Source organism: Bradyrhizobium sp. URHC0002 (assembly GCF_054059515.1).
Genome location: NZ_JBSSCF010000001.1, coordinates 5,303,242 through 5,322,918, shown reverse-complemented (window position 1 = coordinate 5,322,918; position 19,677 = coordinate 5,303,242). Strand labels below are relative to the sequence as shown.

Here is a 19,677-nt window from a genome sequence, read left to right as displayed (position 1 = left end):
GGTCAGGCCTTCGGCTCAGCCTTCTCGTCGCCCGGCAGCGGATAGTCCGCGCCTTCCCATGGCGAGAGGAAATCGAATTTGCGGAATTCCTGGTTGAGGCGGACCGGCTCGTAGAGCACCCGCTTCTCCTGGTCGTCGTAACGGACCTCGACGAAGCCGGTGAGCGGGAAATCCTTGCGCAAGGGATGGCCGTCAAAGCCGTAGTCGGTCAGGAGGCGACGCATGTCGGGGTGGCCGGTGAAGATCACGCCGTAGAGGTCGTAGGTCTCGCGTTCGAACCAGTCGGCACCGGGGAAAACGTCAATGACCGAGGGCACCTGCGTGGTCTCGTCGGCCTCGGCCCGGACGCGGATGCGCTCGTTCAGCGTCGGCGACAGCAGATGATAGACCACGTCGAAACGCTTCTCGCGACCGGGATAGTCCACCGCGGTGACGTCGGTGACGTTGACGAAGCGCAGCGCAGGATCGTCGCGCAGGTGCTTCATCACCTCGACGATCTTCGCCGCATCGACCGTGACGGTGAGCTGGTTGAACGCGACCGCATGGGCTGAGGCCGCGCCGCCAAGCGCGCTAACAATCGTCTGCCCAAGGGCGTCGAGTTTGCCGTCGTCCATTACCTAAAACCTTAGCGTTCGATGGTCCCGATGCGGCGGATCTTCTTCTGCAGCAGCAGCACGCCGTAGAGCAGCGCCTCCGCCGTCGGCGGGCATCCGGGCACGTAGATGTCGATCGGCACGATGCGGTCGCATCCGCGCACGACCGAGTAGGAATAGTGATAGTAGCCGCCGCCATTGGCGCACGACCCCATCGAGATCACATAGCGCGGCTCCGGCATCTGGTCGTAGACCTTGCGCAGCGCCGGCGCCATCTTGTTGGTCAGCGTGCCCGCGACGATCATGACGTCGGACTGCCGCGGCGAGGCGCGTGGCGCAAAACCGAAGCGCTCGACGTCGTAGCGCGGCATCGACACCTGCATCATCTCGACCGCGCAGCAGGCGAGACCGAACGTCATCCACATCAGCGATCCCGTGCGCGCCCAGGTGACCAGGTCGTCGGCGGCGGCAACGAAGAAGCCCTTGTCGGACAGTTCGTGGTTGACCTCGAGGAAGTACGGGTCATTCGCCCCAACCGGCTTGCCGGTCGAGGGGTCGAGAATGCCCTTCGATGCCTGCGCGATTGCGGGCGAAGAGCCTACAGCTGTCGGGCTCAATCCCATTCGAGCGCGCCTTTCTTCCACTCATAAGCAAAGCCGACCGTGAGGACGGCGAGAAACACCATCATGGACCAGAATCCGGTGGCGCCAAGCTTGCCGAACGCGACTGCCCACGGGAACAGGAACGCCACTTCGAGGTCGAAGATGATGAAGAGGATCGCGACCAAGTAGAAGCGCACGTCGAACTTCATGCGGGCGTCGTCAAAAGCGTTGAATCCGCATTCATAGGCGGAGAGCTTTTCCGGGTCCGGCTGCTGGAACGCGACCAGGAACGGGGCGATCAGGAGCGCCAGACCGATCAGGCTCGCCACCCCGATAAACACCACAAGTGGCAGGTAATTCTGGAGGATGCCGGTCATCGGCGGTGCCTTTTCCTGCGGTTTTTGAGGGCCGCAGATTCGTTGATTGGAATTATTCTTGGCTTAGCGCAGCGCAACAGAGGGCGCAAGACAAGCGATCTTGACGTCTCTCCCTGCCCTTGGCGCGTCGGCAGAACCCGAAAAAGTGTTGCGTTCCTGCCTCGCTCGGCAACCGCAGGGCCAGCCGAATGGGCCGCAATTTCAGCCCAGCTTCTTCTCGTCCGCGAGCATCTGGGCGGCGGTGTCGGTGAGGCGATCGATCTGGTCGAGCAGCACCTTGAACTCATCCTTGCTGAGCTGTTCCAGAAGGCGCCGGTTACGCTCCTGCGCGCCTGCCACAATAGCGTCATGGGCCGCCAGCCCCGCCTTGGTCAGGCAGACCAGCGTCTCGCGGTTGTCCCGCGGATTGACCTCCTTGGCGACCAACTTCCGCGTGACCAGTTCCGCCAGTGCGCGGCTGATCTGCCCCTTATCCATGCCAACCGCTTCCGCGAGCCTGATGACGCTCATCGGCGGCTGCCGCCCCAGCGAGGCCACCAGCCCAAACTCCACCGAGGACAGCCCCGCCAGCCGCTTGTAGCGCAGGATCGCGCCGCGCTTGAGCAGATTGGCCAGCACCATCAGCCGCGACGACATCATCGCCGTGATCGGCGCCAATGCCTCGTCATTCCCCGCAGCGGGCGCAGGCGCGGTGTGCTTTCCGGGCTTCTGGCTCATCCCAAACCTCTGCCAACAAAGCGGGCCGATGCCAAGATCGTCGGCGATTGCGATCGAACAAGTCAATCAAGCGATGCGATATCGATATCGTTGACATTGTCATCGATTTGCATTTCACTCAAACACGCCAGACGACCGCGGCACCAAAAGCCGTGGCGGGAGGAAACGGCATGAACATTACGCAGCGGGATCGCGATCTCGGGACCGGCTATGCCATGAAGCCGTCCACGACCCGGACCGAGCTGACCTCGGTCGGCCGCGGCACGCCAATGGGCGAGCTGTTGCGGCGCTACTGGCACCCGATTGGCCTCGTTGCCGACGCCACCGATATCCCCAGAAAAGTACGCGTGCTCGGCGAGGATCTGGTGCTGTTTCGCGACAAGCACGCCCGGGTCGGCCTGTTGCACGCGCGCTGCTGCCATCGCGGCACCACGCTCTATTACGGCAAGGTCGAGGAAGACGGCATCCGCTGCTGCTATCACGGCTGGAAGTTCGACACCGAGGGCCATTGCCTCGAACAGCCCTGCGAGCCCGAGGGCGGCCTGTTCAAGGACAGGATTCGCCAGCCCTGGTACCCCGTGCAGGAGCGCTACGGCCTGATCTTCGCCTATCTCGGACCGGCCGAGAAGAAGCCTGCCCTGCCGCGCTACGAGTGCCTGGAAAAGATGGACGACGGCGAGTTCGTCGAGGCGGACGATTCTTCAATCGGCGGCGGCGGCCCGGCCGTCATTCCCTGCAACTGGCTGCAGCATTTCGAAAACGTCGTCGACCCCTACCACGTCCCGGTGCTGCACGGATCGTTCTCGGGGCCGCAATTCACCAACATGATGGCCTCGATGCCGGAGGTGAAGTTCGAGACGTCGCCACGCGGTGTCACCGTGCGCTCGATCCGGCATCAGGACGACGGCAAGGTTTTCTACCGGGTGACCGAAGCCGCCCTCCCCACGCTGCGCGTGGTGCCCAATCCGCGCGTGGCGCAATTCGCCCGCGTCGAATCGATCGGCTGGACGCTACCGATCGACGATACGTCGTTCCGCATCTATGTCGCCGGACGAGTCAAGAATTCAGGCGACATCGGACGGATGCGCTCCAAATTCAACGGCAAGTTCTGGTGGGACATGACCGAACAGGAGCACCAGCAATTCCCTGGCGATTACGAGGCGCAGGTCGGCCAGGGCCCGGTAACGCTGCATTCGGAAGAGCACTTTGGCCAAAGCGACCGCGGCATCCTGATAATCCGGCGGATGCTGGACGATCAGCTGGAAGCGATGGCCGCGGGCCGCGATCCGATCGGCATCTCGTTCGAGGAAAACGCGCCGCCGGTTGAATTCGAGGCGGGGAATTTCATTCGCGAGGCGTGAGGCGCAGACGAAACGGAAGAAATCCGTACAGGGGGAAGAATGGTCGATCTCGCGCCGCAGGTGACCTTACAAGCGGAAACCGCCGCAAGGCCCTCGATCCGGCGCTATTACGTGCTCGGCTTGTTGACCGTCATCTACGCGCTGAACTTTCTCGACCGCACCATCTTCAACGTCCTGATCGAGCCGATCAAAAAGGAATTTGCGCTCAGCGACACCACGATGGGCCTGCTCGCGGGTTTCGGCTTCGTGCTGTTCTATTCGCTGCTCGGCATCCCGATCGCGCGCATTGCCGACCGCTTCAACCGCCGCAACATCGTGGCGATCGCGCTGGCGTTCTGGAGCGCGATGACGGTTTTCTGCGGCATGGCCCAGAGCGTGACCACGCTGGCACTGGCGCGCATCGGCGTCGGCATCGGCGAATCCGGCGGCACCCCGGCCTCGCAGTCGATCATTGCCGACCTCTTCAGCAAGAACGAACGCCCGCGCGCGCTCGGCATCTACGCCATCGGCACCTATCTCGGCGTGTTCCTCGGCTATTTCATCGGCGGCTACGTCAACCAGCACTATGGCTGGCGGATGGCGTTCTATGTCGCCGGCCTGCCCGGCATCGCGCTCGCCGCAGTGCTGTGGCTGACGATATCCGAACCGAAGCGCGGCGCGATGGCGGAGACGTTTAAGCCGGAGCCGATCGGGCCGACGCTCGGTTTTCTCGCCTCGCAACGTACATTCGTCATCCTGCTCGTCGGCTTTTGCCTGACGACCTATACCAATTACGCGACGTCGGCCTGGATTCCGCCGTTCCTGGCGCGCGTGCACCATCTCTCCAGCGTCGAGATCGGCACCTATGCCGGCACCTTCAAGGGGCTGTGCGGCATCGCCGGCACGCTGCTCGGCGGGTTCGTGGTGGCCCAGATCGGCCGCCGCGACGATCGCTGGAAATTATGGGCGCCCGCGATCACGTCGGGTCTTGCCGGCCCGGTGTTTGCGCTGTGCATGCTGACGCCGGACTTCACGACGATGGTCGCGACGCTGGCGGCGACCTCGTTCCTGGTCGGCTTTCAGCTCGGCCCGATCTTTGCGATCGCCCAAACCGTCGCCAAGCCGAGCATGCGGGCGCTGGCGTCGGCGCTCATGTTGCTGACGGCTGCCGGGTTTGGACAAGGCATCGGCCCGCTGGCCGTCGGCATGCTCAACGACGCGCTGAAGAACGACTATGGCGCCGAGGCCGTGCGCTATTCGCTGCTGTCGGCGGCGGTAACGTCCACGCTCGGTGCCCTGCTGTTCGTCTGGGCCGCGCGGTCGATTCGGGGCGATATTCAGCGCGCGAGCTGATTTCATCAGCTCGCGGCCAGCTTCCCCTTTGATTTTATTATTGTTTTTATCCCGACCCACGTCACCGCGGCCCGCATCGCTGTCGGTCAAACGACCTGTATGTGATCTACATCACTATGCTTTGACAAATAGCAGGCCAAAAACAAGCCAAATGAAACCATTTTGCCGAAACCGCGAAACGATCCTGAAACACACGCGGCGTACCTCTCTCACCAACAGGGACGCGGAAGGCGTCTGGGAGGCATCACATGAACCACTCAATTCACTCAGCGGACCGCACGACCCACCTGAAGATCGTGGTCGTCGCCCTGGTGGCGGGTATCGCGGTTGCGGCTTTCAGCATCTCCGCCCGGACCGGCGCGGATTACAGCCAGAGCGCTCAAGTCGTTAAGGCCGGCAAGGCGGTGACCGTGACCAGCTCGAGCACCTCGACGGTCCGTTAAAACGATATCGACATCGTCGGAATAAAAACGGCCGCCTCAAGGGCGGCCTTTTTGTTTGCGGCAGTCTCTATTTGCGACAGTCTCGGAAGATCGACGTCAAGCCATCGAAAAATGGCGCGAGAGACGGGACTCGAACCCGCGGCCTCCGCCGTGACAGGGCGGCGCTCTAACCAACTGAGCTACTCCCGCGGATGCCGTAATCAGGTTCTGATCCGCGCAGAACCGAGGGCATAAAGGGCCGCCCCCGCTTAGTCAAGGACGTTGCGAATCCCAGCGTCAGACGGGCGTTTCTGCGATTGCGATGCAAATAACGGCCTGTTTTCAGGCAAAACAGCGCAGGCGGCGATCGTCCGAATCGTTTAAGGCCTGATACGTCTGGGTTTCTTGAAACCCTCCCCACTCTGGTTGTACTGGATCCCCGGGGTTTCAAATCACCACGCAGGGCGTTTTCCGGCGGACCGGTTTCACAAAACGCGCTCAAAGCCATGCAACCAACGAGGAGGGCCAGATATGGCGAAGAAAGCAGCGACTCCAGCCACCATCACACTCAAGCACCTGGCGGCGGCCCTCGCCGAGGAACATGACCTGTCGAAGAAGGCCGCCGAAGCGATCCTGACCGACATGGTCGGCAAAATTGCAAAACACCTGAAGAAGGGCGAGCGGATCCGTATCGTGGGTCTCGGCATCCTCCAGGTCCGCAAGCGCGCCGCCCGCACCGGACGCAACCCCGCCACCGGCGAACCGATCCAGATCAAGGCCAGCAAGAAAGTCGCCTTCCGCGCCTCCAAGGAACTCAAGGAAGCCGTCTAAGCCGAGCTACCCAGATCGCACCAGAAAGCGTCATTCCGGCGGGGACCCGGAATGGCGCTTTTCTGTTATAGAGCGCTTCCCTTGTTCATCTTTTTCGGATCGTCATGCCGGCCTTGCCCATCACCTTCACCCACGATGGCACCGAGCGCTTCCTGCGCTATGTCGTGATCGACACCCAGTCCGATCCGGCCTCGCCGACCTGCCCTTCCACCGAGAAGCAGAAGAATCTGGGCCGCCTGCTGGCTTCGGAGTTGCTGGCGATCGGGCTCACAGACGCCCATCTCGACGAGCACGGTTATGTCTATGCCACGATCCCGGCCAATACCGACAAGAAGGTGCCGGTGATCTGCTTCTGCTCGCACATGGACACGTCGCCCGATTGCACCGGCGCCAACGTCAAGCCGCAGATCGTGAAGGATTACCGGGGCGGCGACATCGTGCTGCCGGCCGATCCCACCCAGGTGATCCGCGCCGCCGACCATCCCGCGCTCGCCGACCAGATCGGGCACGACATCATCACGACGGACGGTACCACGCTGCTGGGGGCCGACAACAAGGCCGGCCTTGCCGAAATCATGGATGCGGCGCGGTTCCTGATTCAAAACCCTGGCATCAGGCACGGCACCATCAAGATCCTGTTCACGCCCGACGAGGAGATCGGCCGCGGCGTCGACAAGGTCGACCTGAAGAAACTCGGCGCCGACTTCGCCTATACGATGGACGGCGAAACCGCCGGGAATATCGAGGACGAAACTTTTTCAGCCGACGGCGCCACCATCACCATCGAGGGCGTTTCGACCCATCCCGGTTTCGCCAAGGGCAAGATGGAACACGCGATCAAGATCGCGGCAGCCATTGTCGACCGCCTGCCTGGGGACACCTGCTCGCCGGAGACGACTGAAGGCAAGGAAGGCTTTTTGCACCCGATCGGCATTACGGGCGCGCTTGAGAAAGCCACCATCGGTTTCATCGTGCGCGATTTTACCGACGAGGGGCTGCAGCAAAAGGAAGCCTTGCTCGAAGACATCGTCAAAGGCGTGATGAAAGATTATCCGCACTCGACCTACCGGATGGAGGTCAAGGCGCAATACCGCAACATGAAGCAGGTGATCGACCGTCACCCCGAGATCATCGACTACGCCATCGAGGCGATCCGCCGCGCGGGGCTAAATCCGGTGCGAAGCTCGATCCGCGGCGGCACCGACGGCTCGCGGCTGTCGTTCATGGGCCTGCCCTGCCCTAACATCTTCGCCGGCGAACACGCGTTCCACTCGCGGCTGGAATGGGTCAGCCGCCAGGACATGGAAAAGGCCGCCGAGACGATCGTACATCTGGCGATGATTTGGGAAGAGCGGGCGTAGCGAGTTCCGCAAGGCTTTCCCCGTCATTGCCTGCGACAACGTGAGGCGTTTGCGCAAGAGCGCGATAGCGACGTGGTTGTAAGTCGGGTATGCCCCGTCTTTGAAGGAGGAAGTCTACCATGCGGTTGTCCAAGGTCGCCGCTTTGGCGCTCATCGTTGGAGCCACAGGCTCAATGTCCGCCCCTCCAGCGCTGGCCGCTTCTGACTGTCCAATATTGGTAGGACTACCGGATTGGGGCGAGAACTCGACCGGCGACATTAGCGTCGCGCCCGGGCAAAGTTGCCTGGTTCCGATCAAGATGCGCGGCACGGTGAGTAGCTCGGAGATTTCTCAAAAGCCGGCGCACGGCAAGTTGAAAAAGCTCAACGTAACGACTTACGAATACAAGGCGAAGGCCAGGTACAAGGGAAGCGATACCTTTGCCATCAAGGCAACGGGTCAGGGGCCGACGGCTTCCGGCACGTCGGTCATTACTGTGAACGCGACAATCAAATAGTGTTCCTCGCGCCCATTGCGTGGTGGCTGCGCGTGCCGTCCGAAAAGTTGCCTTATTCCACCGATCCTCTCAGGCCTCTGACACCCGTGCCCGACGTAACAGGCTCAAGTTTCTCGGGAGTGGCAGGCGCGCGGAGATCGCTGTGTTCGGACGCAGTGATGACTCGAACGATGATTGCGCCGAGCACAAGCAGCATGAGCATAATCAGCCCAGCCCGGGCCGGAGTTAGATGCCGATCGGACAAGCGCACCATTGCTGTACCCATGCGCCCATCGCCGCCAGCCCCGTGCAACAAGCGTCGTTGAGTCGTCAGGCGATTTGGTGGCGTGGCGATGGCCATCCGGCGTTCAATTGGAATGGGGCAGCCGCCAGGACGAGGGCGCTGGCTTGAATTACGACGCCCTTGCCGTGACGATCCAGACCGATGCCGGCAACAGCACCGCATCGCCCTTGGCGAACGGCGTCAGCGCCTCGCGGATCGAATTGGCGGCAGCCTTGCGCAGTTCTTCCGGCTGGCCCTCCAGCGCGCGGCTCACCGGGCCGATTTCGAACGCGCCCTGCACCGCGCCGTCGAGGCCGCGGCCGATCGCGGAATCAAGCAGCAGCGGACACGCTTCCAATTCGATTCCAGTAAAGCCGGCCTCGCCGAGAATCCGGCGCACGCGCGCCTCGGAGGCAAACGCAAACGGCCCGGGATCTTCCGGCCCCTGCTGCGGCAGTTTTGGGACGTGTTTGTAGGCGGCCTGCAGCGGCGCCATGAAGAACGGATTCTCGCGCGGCTCGCGCCAGCAGGCGAATGCCAGCCGGCCCGAGGGCCGCAACGCCTTGCGCATGTTGGCAAACGACAGCGCGGGGTCGGCGAAGAACATCACGCCGAAGCGCGAGGCCAGCACATCGAAACTGGCAGGCTCAAACGGATAGACGGTGGCGTCGGCCAGCACAAAATCGACCGGCAGATCCTTCGGCGCGCTCCGCCGCGCCCGCTCCAGCATCGGGCCGGATATGTCGACACCGAGCACATGGCCTGACGGCGCGACCTCTCGCGCAAACGCAATCGCCGTGGCGCCGCTGCCGCAGCCGACATCGATGACGCGCTCGCCCGGCTTCAGCTTCGCCCGATCGATCACAAGGTCGGCGACCGGCTTGAGCACGACGTCCTGCTCCGCCTGCCGCGCGGCCCAGCGCTGGCCGGCGGGACCGTTCCAGTAGGCGACCTGGTCGGCGTTTTGATCGTGGCCTTGGGGGGCGTCCATTTGCGCGATCCTTTTGATATTTTGGAACGTTCAGTTTTCGCGCAATGGGGTTCGAACAGTCCGCCTTCGCTCTTCGAGCTTCGGCTGGCATGCCCAGCCGTAGCGCGAAGCGCGAAGGCTGGTAGGCGGCGACAGATTCGAACTGCCGACCCTCTCGGTGTAAACGAGATGCTCTAACCAGCTGAGCTAGCCGCCCTTGAGCCGCCTGTTTAGCCCTGCGGCCCCCTTTGATGCAAGGTGCCATATCGCCGGGCTTTGCAGGGAGCTAGTCGCCCGGACGGGCAGGTAACCCCTTGAGATCGTTTATCCAGGGCGCAGCCGAGCGGCACCAGATCTGCCGCACCGGCTTGAGCTGGTCGCGCTGGCGGATGCTGCCCCAGCGGATGCCCCAGTCGTCCGGCCCGCCGTCGCCGCTGGTGAACAGCGGGGAACCACAGCCCTCGCAAAAATGCTGGAAGCGTGTGCGGCCGTTGTCGCCGGTCTTCGCGTAAATCTTCGCCGGCGCGCCCGTCACGCGGACCTGTTCCTCGGAGCAGATCACCGTGACCCGGTACGGTGAGCCCGTCAGGTTCTGGCAATCGGTGCAGTGACAGATCGATACTTTCGCAGGATCGATGTCGGCCCGATACGTCACCCGCCCGCAATGGCATTGCCCGTCGATTTCCATCCCCTTCAACTCCGCTTGGCCAATGGAGGTCCGGTCCGCACAAACAAAAACGGCGCCCGAGGGCGCCGTTTTATCATTTTCAGTGATGACCGATCGGACTTAGTGGGCCGTCAACCCACCGGCCGCTTCGTCGCCGCCGTCGGTCTTTACCGGCACCTTGCTGTCCTCTTCCCAGACGATCGGCACCGGTGGGCGGACCAGCGCCTTGGCGGTGACGTCGTCGAGCCGGGCCACCGGGATGATCTCCATCCCGCCCTTGATCGCATCGGAAATCTCCGTGAGATCCTTGGCGTTGTCCTCGGGGATCAGCACCGTCTTGATGCCGCCGCGGGCGGCCGCCAGCAGCTTCTCCTTCAGACCGCCGATCGGCAGCACCCTGCCGCGCAGCGTGATCTCGCCGGTCATCGCGACATCGTGGCGAACCGGGATGCCGGTCATGACCGAGATGATCGCGGTCGCCATCGCCACACCCGCCGACGGTCCGTCCTTCGGGGTCGCCCCTTCCGGCACGTGGACGTGGATGTCGCGACGGTCGAACAGCGGCGGCTCGATGCCGTAGTTGATCGCCCGCGAGCGGACGTAAGACGCCGCCGCCGAGATCGACTCCTTCATCACGTCGCGCAGATTGCCCGTGACCGTCATCTTGCCCTTGCCGGGCATCATGACGCCTTCGATGGTCAGCAGCTCGCCGCCGACATCGGTCCAGGCAAGGCCCGTGACAATACCGACCTGCGGTTCGCTCTCGATCTCGCCGTAGCGGTACTTCGGCACGCCGAGGAAGTCTTCCAGAGTCTTCTCGGTGACCTTGACCGACTTCTTCTTGGAAATCATCAGCTCCTTCACCGCCTTGCGGGCGAGTGTGGAGAGCTCACGCTCCAGATTACGCACGCCCGCTTCGCGGGTGTAGCGGCGGATCATCAGCAACAGGGCGTCATCGTCGATCGACCATTCCTTGGAATCGAGACCATGCTTGGCGATGGCGTTCGGGATCAGATGCTTGCGCGCGATCTCGACCTTCTCGTTCTCGGTGTAGCCGGCGATCCGGATGATCTCCATGCGGTCCATCAGGGGACCGGGAATATTCAGCGTATTCGCGGTCGTGATGAACATGACGTTCGACAGATCGTAGTCGACCTCCAGATAGTGGTCGTTGAAGGTCGCGTTCTGCTCGGGGTCCAGGACCTCAAGCAGCGCCGACGACGGATCGCCGCGGAAATCGGCGCCCATCTTGTCGATCTCGTCCAGCAGGAACAGCGGATTCGAACTCTTCGCCTTGCGCATCGACTGGATGATCTTGCCGGGCATCGAGCCGATATAGGTGCGGCGGTGACCGCGGATCTCGGCTTCATCGCGCACGCCGCCGAGCGACACGCGCACGAATTCGCGTCCCGTCGCCTTTGCGATCGACTTGCCGAGCGAGGTCTTTCCGACGCCGGGAGGCCCGACCAGACACAGGATCGGTCCGGTCAGCTTGTTGGCGCGCGACTGCACCGCGAGATACTCGACGATGCGGTCCTTGACCTTCTCGAGCCCGTAATGGTCGTTGTCCAGCACGGCCTGCGCCGCCTCGAGGTCCTTCTTGACCTTGGACTTCTTGTTCCACGGGATCGACAGCAGCCAGTCGAGATAGTTGCGCACGACAGTTGCTTCCGCGGACATCGGCGACATCTGGCGCAGCTTCTTCAGCTCGTGCTGCGCCTTCTCCCGCGCTTCCTTGGAAAGCTTGGTCTTGGCAATCTTCTCTTCCAGATCGGCGAGCTCGTCGCGGCCTTCGTCGTCGCCGAGCTCCTTCTGGATCGCCTTCATCTGCTCGTTCAGGTAATACTCGCGCTGGGTCTTCTCCATCTGGCGCTTGACGCGCGAGCGGATGCGCTTCTCGACCTGCAGCACCGAGATCTCGCTCTCCATCAGGCCCAGCACCTTCTCCAGGCGCTGCGTGACGGACAACGTCTCCAGGATGCCCTGGCGATCGGCGATCTTGACGGCGAGATGCTGGGCGACCTGATCGCTCAGCTTGGCGAAATCAGTGATCGCCTGAACCACGCCGACGACTTCGGCGGAGATCTTCTTGTTCAGCTTCACATAGCTTTCGAAGTCGGACACGACCGAGCGCGCCAGGGCCTCGGCTTCGACCGAGTTGGCGTCGGTGTCCTCGAGCGCGACCGCGGTCGCCTCGTAATATTCGCTGCGGTCGGAATATTTCTGCACGCGCGCGCGTTCGAGCCCTTCGACCAGCACCTTCACGGTGCCGTCGGGGAGCTTCAGGAGCTGCAGCACGCTGGCGAGCGTACCGACCTCATAGATCGATTCCGGGCTTGGATCATCGTCGGATGCGTTCTTCTGCGTCGCAAGCAGGATCAGCGCGTCATTCTTCATCACCTCTTCGAGGGCGCGGATCGATTTCTCGCGGCCGACAAAGAGCGGCACGATCATGTGCGGGAAAACGACGATGTCGCGAAGCGGCAGCACCGGATACGAATGGCTTTCGCCGAGAACGATGGTCGGCCGGGTTTTTGGGGTCGTCATGGCCTATTCCTTTTGTTTTGCCCCCTTGCACGCAGTCCGCTTCGCTTGCGCAACCGCCACAAGGTGCCGGGAGGTTCCGGGCCGTTTGGCCGCCTTCGCGAGCCCACGCTACCGGATCGTTTTGCGACGAATCTCGAACATGATTTCCGCCACCGACAGCATTAGGTGGCTATCGGGTATGGGGGTGTCAAGTCATGGAAAAATGCCCACAAATTGGGGCTAAACGCGCACAAAACGCTGACGCAACAACGGCCGCCGGGATGTCCGGCGGCCGTCCTTATCGGGGTAGTCCGAGCGAGGTATGCCGCGCGCGATCAGGCGCTGGCGCTGCTTTCGACGGCCCGGTCGGAACGGTCCGCATAGATGTAGAGCGGGCGAGCGGTTCCTTCGACCACTTCGCGCGAGATCACGACCTCTTCGACGCCTTCCAGGCCGGGAAGATCGAACATGGTCTCGAGCAGGATGCTCTCGAGGATCGAACGTAGTCCGCGCGCGCCGGTCTTGCGCTCGATCGCCTTGCGGGCGACCGCGCCAAGCGCCTCGTCGGCGAAGGTGAGTTCGATGTTCTCCATTTCGAACAGCCGCTGGTATTGCTTCACCAGCGCGTTCTTCGGATCGGTCAGGATCTTCTTCAGCGAGGCCTCGTCGAGGTCCTCCAGCGTCGCAACCACCGGCAGGCGGCCGACGAATTCCGGGATCAGGCCGTACTTCAGCAAATCTTCCGGCTCGACGTGGCGGAAGATTTCACCGGTGCGGCGGTCTTCGGGCGCCAGAACCTGGGCGGCGAAACCGATCGAGGTCGAACGTCCGCGCGCGGAGATGATCTTCTCCAGGCCGGAGAAGGCGCCGCCGCAGATGAAGAGAATGTTGGTGGTGTCGACCTGCAGGAATTCCTGCTGCGGATGCTTGCGGCCGCCCTGCGGAGGCACGGAGGCAACGGTGCCTTCCATGATCTTCAACAGCGCCTGCTGCACGCCTTCGCCCGACACGTCGCGGGTGATCGACGGGTTGTCGGACTTGCGACTGATCTTGTCGATTTCGTCGATATAGACGATGCCGCGCTGCGCGCGCTCGACATTGTAATCGGCCGACTGCAACAGCTTCAGGATGATGTTCTCGACGTCCTCACCGACATAGCCGGCTTCGGTCAGCGTCGTCGCATCCGCCATCGTGAACGGCACGTCGAGAATCCGCGCCAGCGTCTGTGCCAGCAGCGTCTTGCCCGAGCCGGTCGGACCGATCAGCAGGATGTTCGACTTCGCGAGTTCGACGTCGTTGTGCTTGGTCTGGTGATTGAGTCGCTTGTAGTGGTTGTGGACGGCGACCGAGAGCACCTTCTTGGCATGGCCCTGGCCGATCACGTAATCGTCCAGAACCTTGCAGATTTCCTTCGGCGTCGGAATCCCGTCGCGCGACTTCACCAGCGAAGACTTGTTCTCCTCGCGGATGATGTCCATGCAGAGTTCGACGCACTCGTCGCAGATGAAAACGGTTGGACCCGCGATCAGTTTGCGGACTTCGTGCTGGCTCTTTCCACAGAACGAGCAATACAGCGTGTTCTTGGAGTCGCTCGTGCCAACCTTACTCATTCCTGTCTCCGTCCGCCGTTCGATCCGTTACCCGATCGACCCATTCCGGCACTCACACCGGACCTCAAGGTAGATAGAGCAAATTCCGTACCAGAAAAGACCCTAACTCAAATACGCACCGTGCGAATCACGGTTTCTCGAATCCCCCGCGATCTTAACCCATCCCACACAGCCAACCATGCTGACACCCGACTATCAAGAATTCGCTAATCGGGGCCAGAATGGCTACCCGTGACAATACCGTGATTTTTGGCGTTCGCACGTGGAGAAGTTGACGAAATCGACCGAGCGTTGCGCAACTGCCACGCAGCAAAACCGGCACGAAAGCGGAACTTTCGGCCCATGCGGGGGCATGGGCACGCAGCTTTCGGCCATATTTGCCGATTCAACCAACCGTTAAGGTCAACGAGGGGTGTCGCTATCCGTTACCTTACGGGGTTTTCGTCCCCGCCGCCTCTTCGGGGCGTTTGTCGATCACCTTGTCGACGATCCCGAAGTCGCGGGCCATCTCGGCGGTCAGAAACTTGTCGCGCTCGAGCGCGTCCTCGATCGCCTTGTAGGTCTGGCCGGTGTGCTTCACGTAGATTTCGTTGAGGCGCTTCTTGAGATTCAGGATCTCCTGCGCATGCAGCATGATGTCGGTGGCCTGGCCCTGGAAGCCGCCGGACGGCTGATGCACCATGATGCGGGAATTCGGCAGCGAGAAGCGCATGTCCTTTTCGCCGGCGGCGAGCAGCAGCGACCCCATCGAGGCCGCCTGCCCCGTGCACAGCGTCGAAACGGCAGGGCGAATGAACTGCATGGTGTCGTAGATCGCGAGCCCCGATGTCACCACGCCGCCAGGCGAGTTGATGTACATCGAGATTTCCTTCTTCGGATTGTCGGCTTCCAGGAACAGAAGCTGCGCGACGACCAAGGTCGACATGCCGTCTTCGACCGGGCCGGTCACGAAGATGATGCGCTCTTTCAGAAGGCGCGAAAAAATGTCGTAGGCGCGTTCGCCGCGGTTGGTCTGCTCGACCACCATGGGCACGAGGTTCATGTAGGTTTCAACGGGATCGCGCATTAGTCACCCCAAGGGTTAGTAGAAGGGTTAGGTAGAGAACAGCGGGGGCGAACATCCATCGGCAAGGCAAACCAATCGGCAGATTGCCGCGCGGACGAACGTCCCGTGATGCGGGACTTCAACTCAGAACTCGCGGGTAAGCGAGCCGCTCACAGATATGAGCCAATTTCCCGGCGACAAGACCGGGCCATCGCGAGCCGAACTGGGCGAGTTCAAGCTGATTCGCAGGCGATCTCATAGCGACGGATGCCGTCGCCACGCCAGTTTTGCCGTTCATCATTAACGTCAGCCTGAATTAACGTCAGCCTGACCAAACCGGTCAGGCTGCGCTCTTTTCGTCGTCGTCCTTGAACAGGTCTTCGCGCGAGACCTTCTTCTCGGTCACGTTGGCGAGTTCGAGGATGAAATCGACCACCTTGTCTTCATAAATCGGCGCACGAAGCTGGGCCAGCGCATTGGCATTGTTGCGATAGTAGTCCCAGACTTCCTTCTCGCGGCCGGGCATCGAACGCGCCCGCTCGATCACCGCGCGGCTGACTTCGTCATCGGTCACGGTGATCTTGTTCTTCTCGCCGATCTCCGACAGCACGAGGCCAAGCCGGACGCGGCGGTCGGCGATCTTCTTGTACTCTTCCTGGGCCGCCTCTTCGGTGGTGTCCTCGTCGGCAAAGGTCTTGCCTGAGGATTCCATCTCGGCCTTGATCGAGTTCCACATCAGGTTGAACTCTTCCGCGATCAGCGACGGCGGCGCCTCGAATTTGTGGCTGTCGTCGAGACGGTCGAGCAGCGCGCGCTTGACGCGCTGGCGCGTGGCACCGGCGAACTCGGCGACCAGCCGCTCGCGCGCGGCTTCCTTCAGCTTGTCGAGCGATTCCAGACCGAGCGTCTTTGCGAACTCGTCGTCGATCTTGGTCTCGCCGGGCGCTTCGATCAGGGTTGCCGTGGTTTCGAACTCGGCCGGCTGGCCGGCGAGTTTTTCACTCGCGTAGTTCTTCGGGAACGACACCTTCAGGGTGCGGGTCTCGCCTGTTCCCATGCCGGTGAGCTGTTCCTCAAAACCCGGAATGAACTGGCCGGCGCCGATCACGACCGGGATGCCCTCGCCGGTGCCGCCGTCGAACAGTTCGCCGTTGATGCTGCCCTTGAAGCTGATGGTGACGCGATCGCCGGTTTCAGCCTTGGCGCCCTCGGCCTTCGCCGCATAGGGCCTGTTCTGGTCGGCGATGCGCTTGATGGCCTCATCGACCTCGGCATCAGTGACTTCGACCACCGGCTTCTCCACCGAGAAGGTCTTGAAATCGGCGAGCTGGATCGTCGGCACCACCTCGATCGCCACCGTGTAGGTCAGGTCGGTCTTGCCGGCGAGCAACTCCTCGACCTCGGCCTGCTCGGTCGGCATGGTGATCTTCGGCTCGGTCGCGAGGCGGAAACCGCGGTCGGTGAAGATCTGCGTGTTGGTGTCGCGGATGGTCTGGTCGATGGTCTCGGCCATGACAGAGCGGCCATACACCTTCTTCAGGTGGCTCACCGGCACCTTGCCGGGGCGGAAGCCGTTGAGCTTCACCTTGTCCTTGAGGTCGACCAGCTTGGCGCCCGCCTTGGCATCGAGATCCGATGCGGGAACGCTGACCTTGAACTCGTGCTTCAATCCCTCGGCGAGGGTTTCGGTGACCTGCATGATGTCAATCTTCTTCCGCTTGCGCCGGGCCAGAGCGGCCCGGCAGTGTCAAATGTTCGAGGCGTAGCCTTGCAGCCTGCGCCGGTGGTTCGGCGGACCCTCGCTTCCCGACCGGGAAGCAGGCCCTCCAGTATTCGTCATGCAAACGCTTGGATAGAGCGCTTGGTGCGGGCGGAGGGACTCGAACCCCCACAACTTTCGTCACTGGAACCTAAATCCAGCGCGTCTACCAGTTCCGCCACGCCCGCGTGAAAAGCATCCATACCCGGCCGCGATGCCGCGGGCGGCGGGCTTATAACATGAGCCTACACCTCCGCAGCAAAAAAATGGCCCTTTTTGACAGCACCGGGGCAAGGCGTCACAGCTAGGCCAGAGACAACAAAAAATGGTCCGCATTGGCCCGATGGCAAGCCCCGAATTCTCGCTGGATCGACGCGAACTGATGGCTGGGCTCGGCGCTGTCGCGCTGGGCCCATTTTTCACGTCGACAACGTTCGCTCAAACTCGCCTCGAGTTGCAGTTGGAGGGTAAGGTCGAGAACCTGCCGCTACGCTCCGAATCTCCTGCGTCCCCCGTCTGGGGGCTGGGAAACCCGGATTTGCGCTTCAAGCGCAGCGAAACCGTCAAAGTAGGTTGGGCTGGCCTTGCTGGCGACGGCCATCCCGCGATGCTCAATTGGCGCGGAATCGATGGCGCCCCGGAAGTCGGGCCGCTGCCGCCCCGTTTCTTCAAGGGCACCCGGCCAATGCCCCTGCGCCACGCTGGTACGTTTCTTTGCGACCTCGCACTCCTCGGTGACGGCAAGACGCGGCCATCGCGGGCATACCCGCTGGTGGTCCAGGAAAGCGAATCCGTTCCGGTCGACCGCGACGAGGTGTTTCTGATCGAGGATTGGCGGGTCCTGCCCGACGGCACTGCGATTACGCCTGGCGTCGATCCAAAGGAGGCCCTGCCGGTTCATACGGTCAACGGCCGGAATTTGTTCGAAATCTCAGTTCGAACCAATGAGCGTGTCAGACTCCGCTTTATCAACGCCTGTCAACGGACTGTTGTTGCAACGAAAATAGAGAAATACGAGGTTCGCGTGATGGCTATCGACGGTCAGCCCGCCGAACCATTCCAGGCCCGCAATGGTGCTCTAGTGCTAGCCCCGGGGAGCCGAACCGACGTCTTTATCGATGTGACAATGCCGGCAGGCACTTCGACACCAATCCTCCTGCATGACGGCAAGGAGGCCCGCCCAGCGGGGAAAATCGTGATCTCCGGCGAGCCGCCGATCCGCCCCGCGCCGCTGCCGCCGGCCCCGCCGCTGCCCTCCAATGGCCTACCCGAGCGGATCGAGCTCAAGGGCGCGACCCGGGTCGAACTGGCGCTCGGCGTCTCTCAGGATTGGGTGACCCCGGCCAGCTTTACCGAGACCGCCGCCCCTGTCTTCCGCGCCAAGCGCGACCGCACTGTTGTGGTGGCCCTGACCAACCGCGCTGCCATCGCCACCGTCTTCCATCTGCACGGCCATCATTTCCGCTTGCTCGACCGGCTCGACGATGGCTGGAAACCGTTCTGGCTGGATACGCTGGCGATCGAGCCCGGCCAGACCCACCGCATCGCCTTCCGCGCCGAATATCCGGGGCGCTATCTGATCGAATCCGTCGCCACCGATTGGGCCGCGCCGCGGCTGGTGCAGTGGTACGCTGTCGAGTGAGGAGGAAACCATGAGCAAGTCCGTTCCCGCCATCCGCGGCGTCAAGGCGCGCGGTGTCGTCGTGCCGCTCGCGCGCCCCCTAAAGAACGCGTTTGGCGTGTTCGATTCCGGGCCGCTGGTGCTGATCGACGTCGAGACCGATCAGGGCGTGACCGGCCACGCCTACATCTTCGCGTACGCCAAGATGACGATAAAGCCGCTGGTGCATCTGATCGAGGAAATCGGGCGGGAGCTGATCGGCAAACCGGTCGCGCCTTACGACCTGATGGCGGCGATGGACGCCAAGTTTCGCCTGCTGAGCTGGCAGGGACTCGTCGGCATGGCGGTATCAGGCCTCGACATGGCCTATTGGGACGCGCTCGGCCAGGTGGCGGGAAAGCCCGTCGTCGAACTACTCGGCGGTTCGCCCAAACCGGCCAAGGCGTATGACAGCTACGGCGTGGTCGATCCCAAGGCCGACGAGCGCGCGCTGCGCCGCTCGCTCGAACAGGGTTTTCGCGGCATCAAGATCAAGGGCGGCGACGGCGATGCCGCCAATGACGAGCGCGTGGTCAAGGGCGTGCGCGCCCTGCTCGGCCCTGACGTGGCGCTGATGATCGACTTCAACCAGTCGCTCGATCCGGCTGAAGCCGCGCGCCGGATCGCCCGCCTCGAACCCTACGATTTGCACTGGATCGAGGAGCCGGTGCCGCAGGAAAATCTGTCAGGACACGCAAGAGTGCGCGAGACCTCGCCGACGCCGATTCAGGCCGGCGAGAACTGGTGGTTCCCGCGCGGCTTTGCGGAGGCGATCGAAGCCGGCGCCAGCGATTTCATCATGCCCGATCTGATGAAGTGCGGCGGCGTCACCGGCTGGCTGCAGGTCGCAGCCCAAGCGGCAGCCGCCAACATTCCAATGTCGAGCCATCTGTTTGCGGAGGCCAGCGCCCACATGCTGGCGGTCACGCCGACCGCGCACTGGCTCGAATTCCTCGATTTTGCCAGCTTGATCCTCGCCCACCCGGCCGAGATCATTGACGGCAAGGTGACCGCGCGCGGGCCTGGGCTCGGGCTGGAATGGAATGAGACGGCGGTCGCGAAGTATCTCGTCGGATAGCGCGTCG

General features: G+C 62.5%; 17 protein-coding genes, 3 tRNA genes and 1 pseudogene. 8 read left to right on the top strand and 13 right to left on the bottom strand.

Annotated features, from left to right (window positions below; translation table 11 throughout):
- Positions 1 to 2: 2 nt before the first annotated feature.
- From ACVWVY_RS25950 to ACVWVY_RS25935, 4 genes are all read right to left on the bottom strand, one after another.
- The gene (locus ACVWVY_RS25950) at positions 3 to 614 is read right to left on the bottom strand and encodes an NADH-quinone oxidoreductase subunit C (protein ID WP_456629027.1); all 612 of its coding nucleotides are present in this window, start codon (positions 612 to 614) and stop codon (positions 3 to 5) included.
- 11 nt (positions 615 to 625) lie between these two features.
- A complete protein-coding gene (locus ACVWVY_RS25945) occupies positions 626 to 1,216 on the bottom strand; it encodes a NuoB/complex I 20 kDa subunit family protein (RefSeq protein ID WP_456629026.1) in 591 nt (196 codons plus the stop codon).
- A complete protein-coding gene (locus ACVWVY_RS25940; protein ID WP_057856661.1) occupies positions 1,207 to 1,572 on the bottom strand; it encodes an NADH-quinone oxidoreductase subunit A in 366 nt (121 codons plus the stop codon). The genes ACVWVY_RS25945 and ACVWVY_RS25940 overlap by 10 nt, the downstream gene beginning before the upstream one ends.
- Before the next feature lie 201 nt (positions 1,573 to 1,773).
- A complete protein-coding gene (locus tag ACVWVY_RS25935; protein ID WP_456629025.1) occupies positions 1,774 to 2,289 on the bottom strand; it encodes a MarR family winged helix-turn-helix transcriptional regulator in 516 nt (171 codons plus the stop codon).
- 170 nt (positions 2,290 to 2,459) lie between these two features.
- Between ACVWVY_RS25935 and ACVWVY_RS25930 the strand changes: the two genes are divergently transcribed.
- The 3 genes from ACVWVY_RS25930 (at position 2,460) to ACVWVY_RS25920 (ending at position 5,425) form a co-directional block, all read left to right on the top strand.
- A complete protein-coding gene (locus ACVWVY_RS25930; protein WP_456629024.1) occupies positions 2,460 to 3,650 on the top strand; it encodes a Rieske 2Fe-2S domain-containing protein in 1,191 nt (396 codons plus the stop codon).
- Positions 3,651 to 3,689: 39 nt separating this feature from the next.
- The gene (locus ACVWVY_RS25925; RefSeq protein ID WP_456629023.1) at positions 3,690 to 4,982 is read left to right on the top strand and encodes a spinster family MFS transporter; all 1,293 of its coding nucleotides are present in this window, start codon (positions 3,690 to 3,692) and stop codon (positions 4,980 to 4,982) included.
- Between the two features lie 248 nt (positions 4,983 to 5,230).
- Complete coding sequence (locus ACVWVY_RS25920; protein WP_456629022.1) at positions 5,231 to 5,425, top strand: hypothetical protein; 195 nt, start codon at positions 5,231 to 5,233, stop codon at positions 5,423 to 5,425.
- 112 nt (positions 5,426 to 5,537) lie between these two features.
- Here ACVWVY_RS25920 and ACVWVY_RS25915 read toward each other — a convergent pair.
- Positions 5,538 to 5,614, bottom strand: a tRNA-Asp gene (locus ACVWVY_RS25915).
- A gap of 309 nt (positions 5,615 to 5,923) precedes the next feature.
- Here ACVWVY_RS25915 and ACVWVY_RS25910 point away from each other — a divergent pair.
- The 3 genes and pseudogenes from ACVWVY_RS25910 to ACVWVY_RS25900 all read left to right on the top strand — a co-directional run.
- A pseudogene (locus ACVWVY_RS25910) lies at positions 5,924 to 6,235 on the top strand (HU family DNA-binding protein); the annotation flags it as partial.
- A 104-nt stretch (positions 6,236 to 6,339) separates the two neighbouring features.
- Positions 6,340 to 7,596 (top strand): peptidase T, encoded by a 1,257-nt coding sequence (gene pepT / locus ACVWVY_RS25905; RefSeq protein WP_456629021.1) that lies wholly within the window; start codon positions 6,340 to 6,342, stop codon positions 7,594 to 7,596.
- Between the two features lie 119 nt (positions 7,597 to 7,715).
- The gene (locus ACVWVY_RS25900) at positions 7,716 to 8,093 is read left to right on the top strand and encodes a hypothetical protein (protein ID WP_456629020.1); all 378 of its coding nucleotides are present in this window, start codon (positions 7,716 to 7,718) and stop codon (positions 8,091 to 8,093) included.
- 392 nt (positions 8,094 to 8,485) lie between these two features.
- Here ACVWVY_RS25900 and ACVWVY_RS25895 read toward each other — a convergent pair whose 3' ends face one another.
- The 8 genes from ACVWVY_RS25895 to ACVWVY_RS25860 all read right to left on the bottom strand — a co-directional run bounded on the left by ACVWVY_RS25895 (position 8,486) and on the right by ACVWVY_RS25860 (position 17,120).
- Positions 8,486 to 9,346, bottom strand: a complete 861-nt coding sequence (locus ACVWVY_RS25895) for a class I SAM-dependent methyltransferase (RefSeq protein WP_456629019.1) — start codon at positions 9,344 to 9,346, stop codon at positions 8,486 to 8,488.
- Positions 9,347 to 9,465: 119 nt separating this feature from the next.
- Positions 9,466 to 9,542: transfer RNA gene (locus ACVWVY_RS25890), tRNA-Val, on the bottom strand.
- Between the two features lie 69 nt (positions 9,543 to 9,611).
- On the bottom strand, positions 9,612 to 10,013 hold the full coding sequence (locus tag ACVWVY_RS25885; RefSeq protein ID WP_456629018.1) for a GFA family protein: 402 nt from the start codon (positions 10,011 to 10,013) through the stop codon (positions 9,612 to 9,614).
- Positions 10,014 to 10,112: 99 nt separating this feature from the next.
- Positions 10,113 to 12,539 carry an endopeptidase La gene (gene lon, locus ACVWVY_RS25880; RefSeq protein WP_456629017.1) on the bottom strand — a complete coding sequence of 809 codons (2,427 nt, stop codon included), beginning with the start codon at positions 12,537 to 12,539 and terminating at the stop codon, positions 10,113 to 10,115.
- Between the two features lie 314 nt (positions 12,540 to 12,853).
- Positions 12,854 to 14,128, bottom strand: coding sequence for an ATP-dependent Clp protease ATP-binding subunit ClpX (gene clpX / locus ACVWVY_RS25875; protein ID WP_212419171.1), 1,275 nt, complete (start codon positions 14,126 to 14,128; stop codon positions 12,854 to 12,856).
- Positions 14,129 to 14,558: 430 nt separating this feature from the next.
- Positions 14,559 to 15,194, bottom strand: coding sequence for an ATP-dependent Clp protease proteolytic subunit (locus ACVWVY_RS25870; RefSeq protein ID WP_456629016.1), 636 nt, complete (start codon positions 15,192 to 15,194; stop codon positions 14,559 to 14,561).
- Between the two features lie 319 nt (positions 15,195 to 15,513).
- The gene (gene tig / locus ACVWVY_RS25865) at positions 15,514 to 16,872 is read right to left on the bottom strand and encodes a trigger factor (protein ID WP_456629015.1); all 1,359 of its coding nucleotides are present in this window, start codon (positions 16,870 to 16,872) and stop codon (positions 15,514 to 15,516) included.
- Between the two features lie 163 nt (positions 16,873 to 17,035).
- Positions 17,036 to 17,120 (bottom strand) — tRNA-Leu (locus ACVWVY_RS25860).
- Positions 17,121 to 17,257: 137 nt separating this feature from the next.
- Between ACVWVY_RS25860 and ACVWVY_RS25855 the strand changes: the two genes are divergently transcribed.
- The gene (locus tag ACVWVY_RS25855) at positions 17,258 to 18,574 is read left to right on the top strand and encodes a multicopper oxidase domain-containing protein (protein ID WP_456629014.1); all 1,317 of its coding nucleotides are present in this window, start codon (positions 17,258 to 17,260) and stop codon (positions 18,572 to 18,574) included.
- A gap of 10 nt (positions 18,575 to 18,584) precedes the next feature.
- Positions 18,585 to 19,670, top strand: a complete 1,086-nt coding sequence (locus ACVWVY_RS25850) for an enolase C-terminal domain-like protein (protein WP_456629013.1) — start codon at positions 18,585 to 18,587, stop codon at positions 19,668 to 19,670.
- Positions 19,671 to 19,677 lie beyond the last annotated feature (7 nt).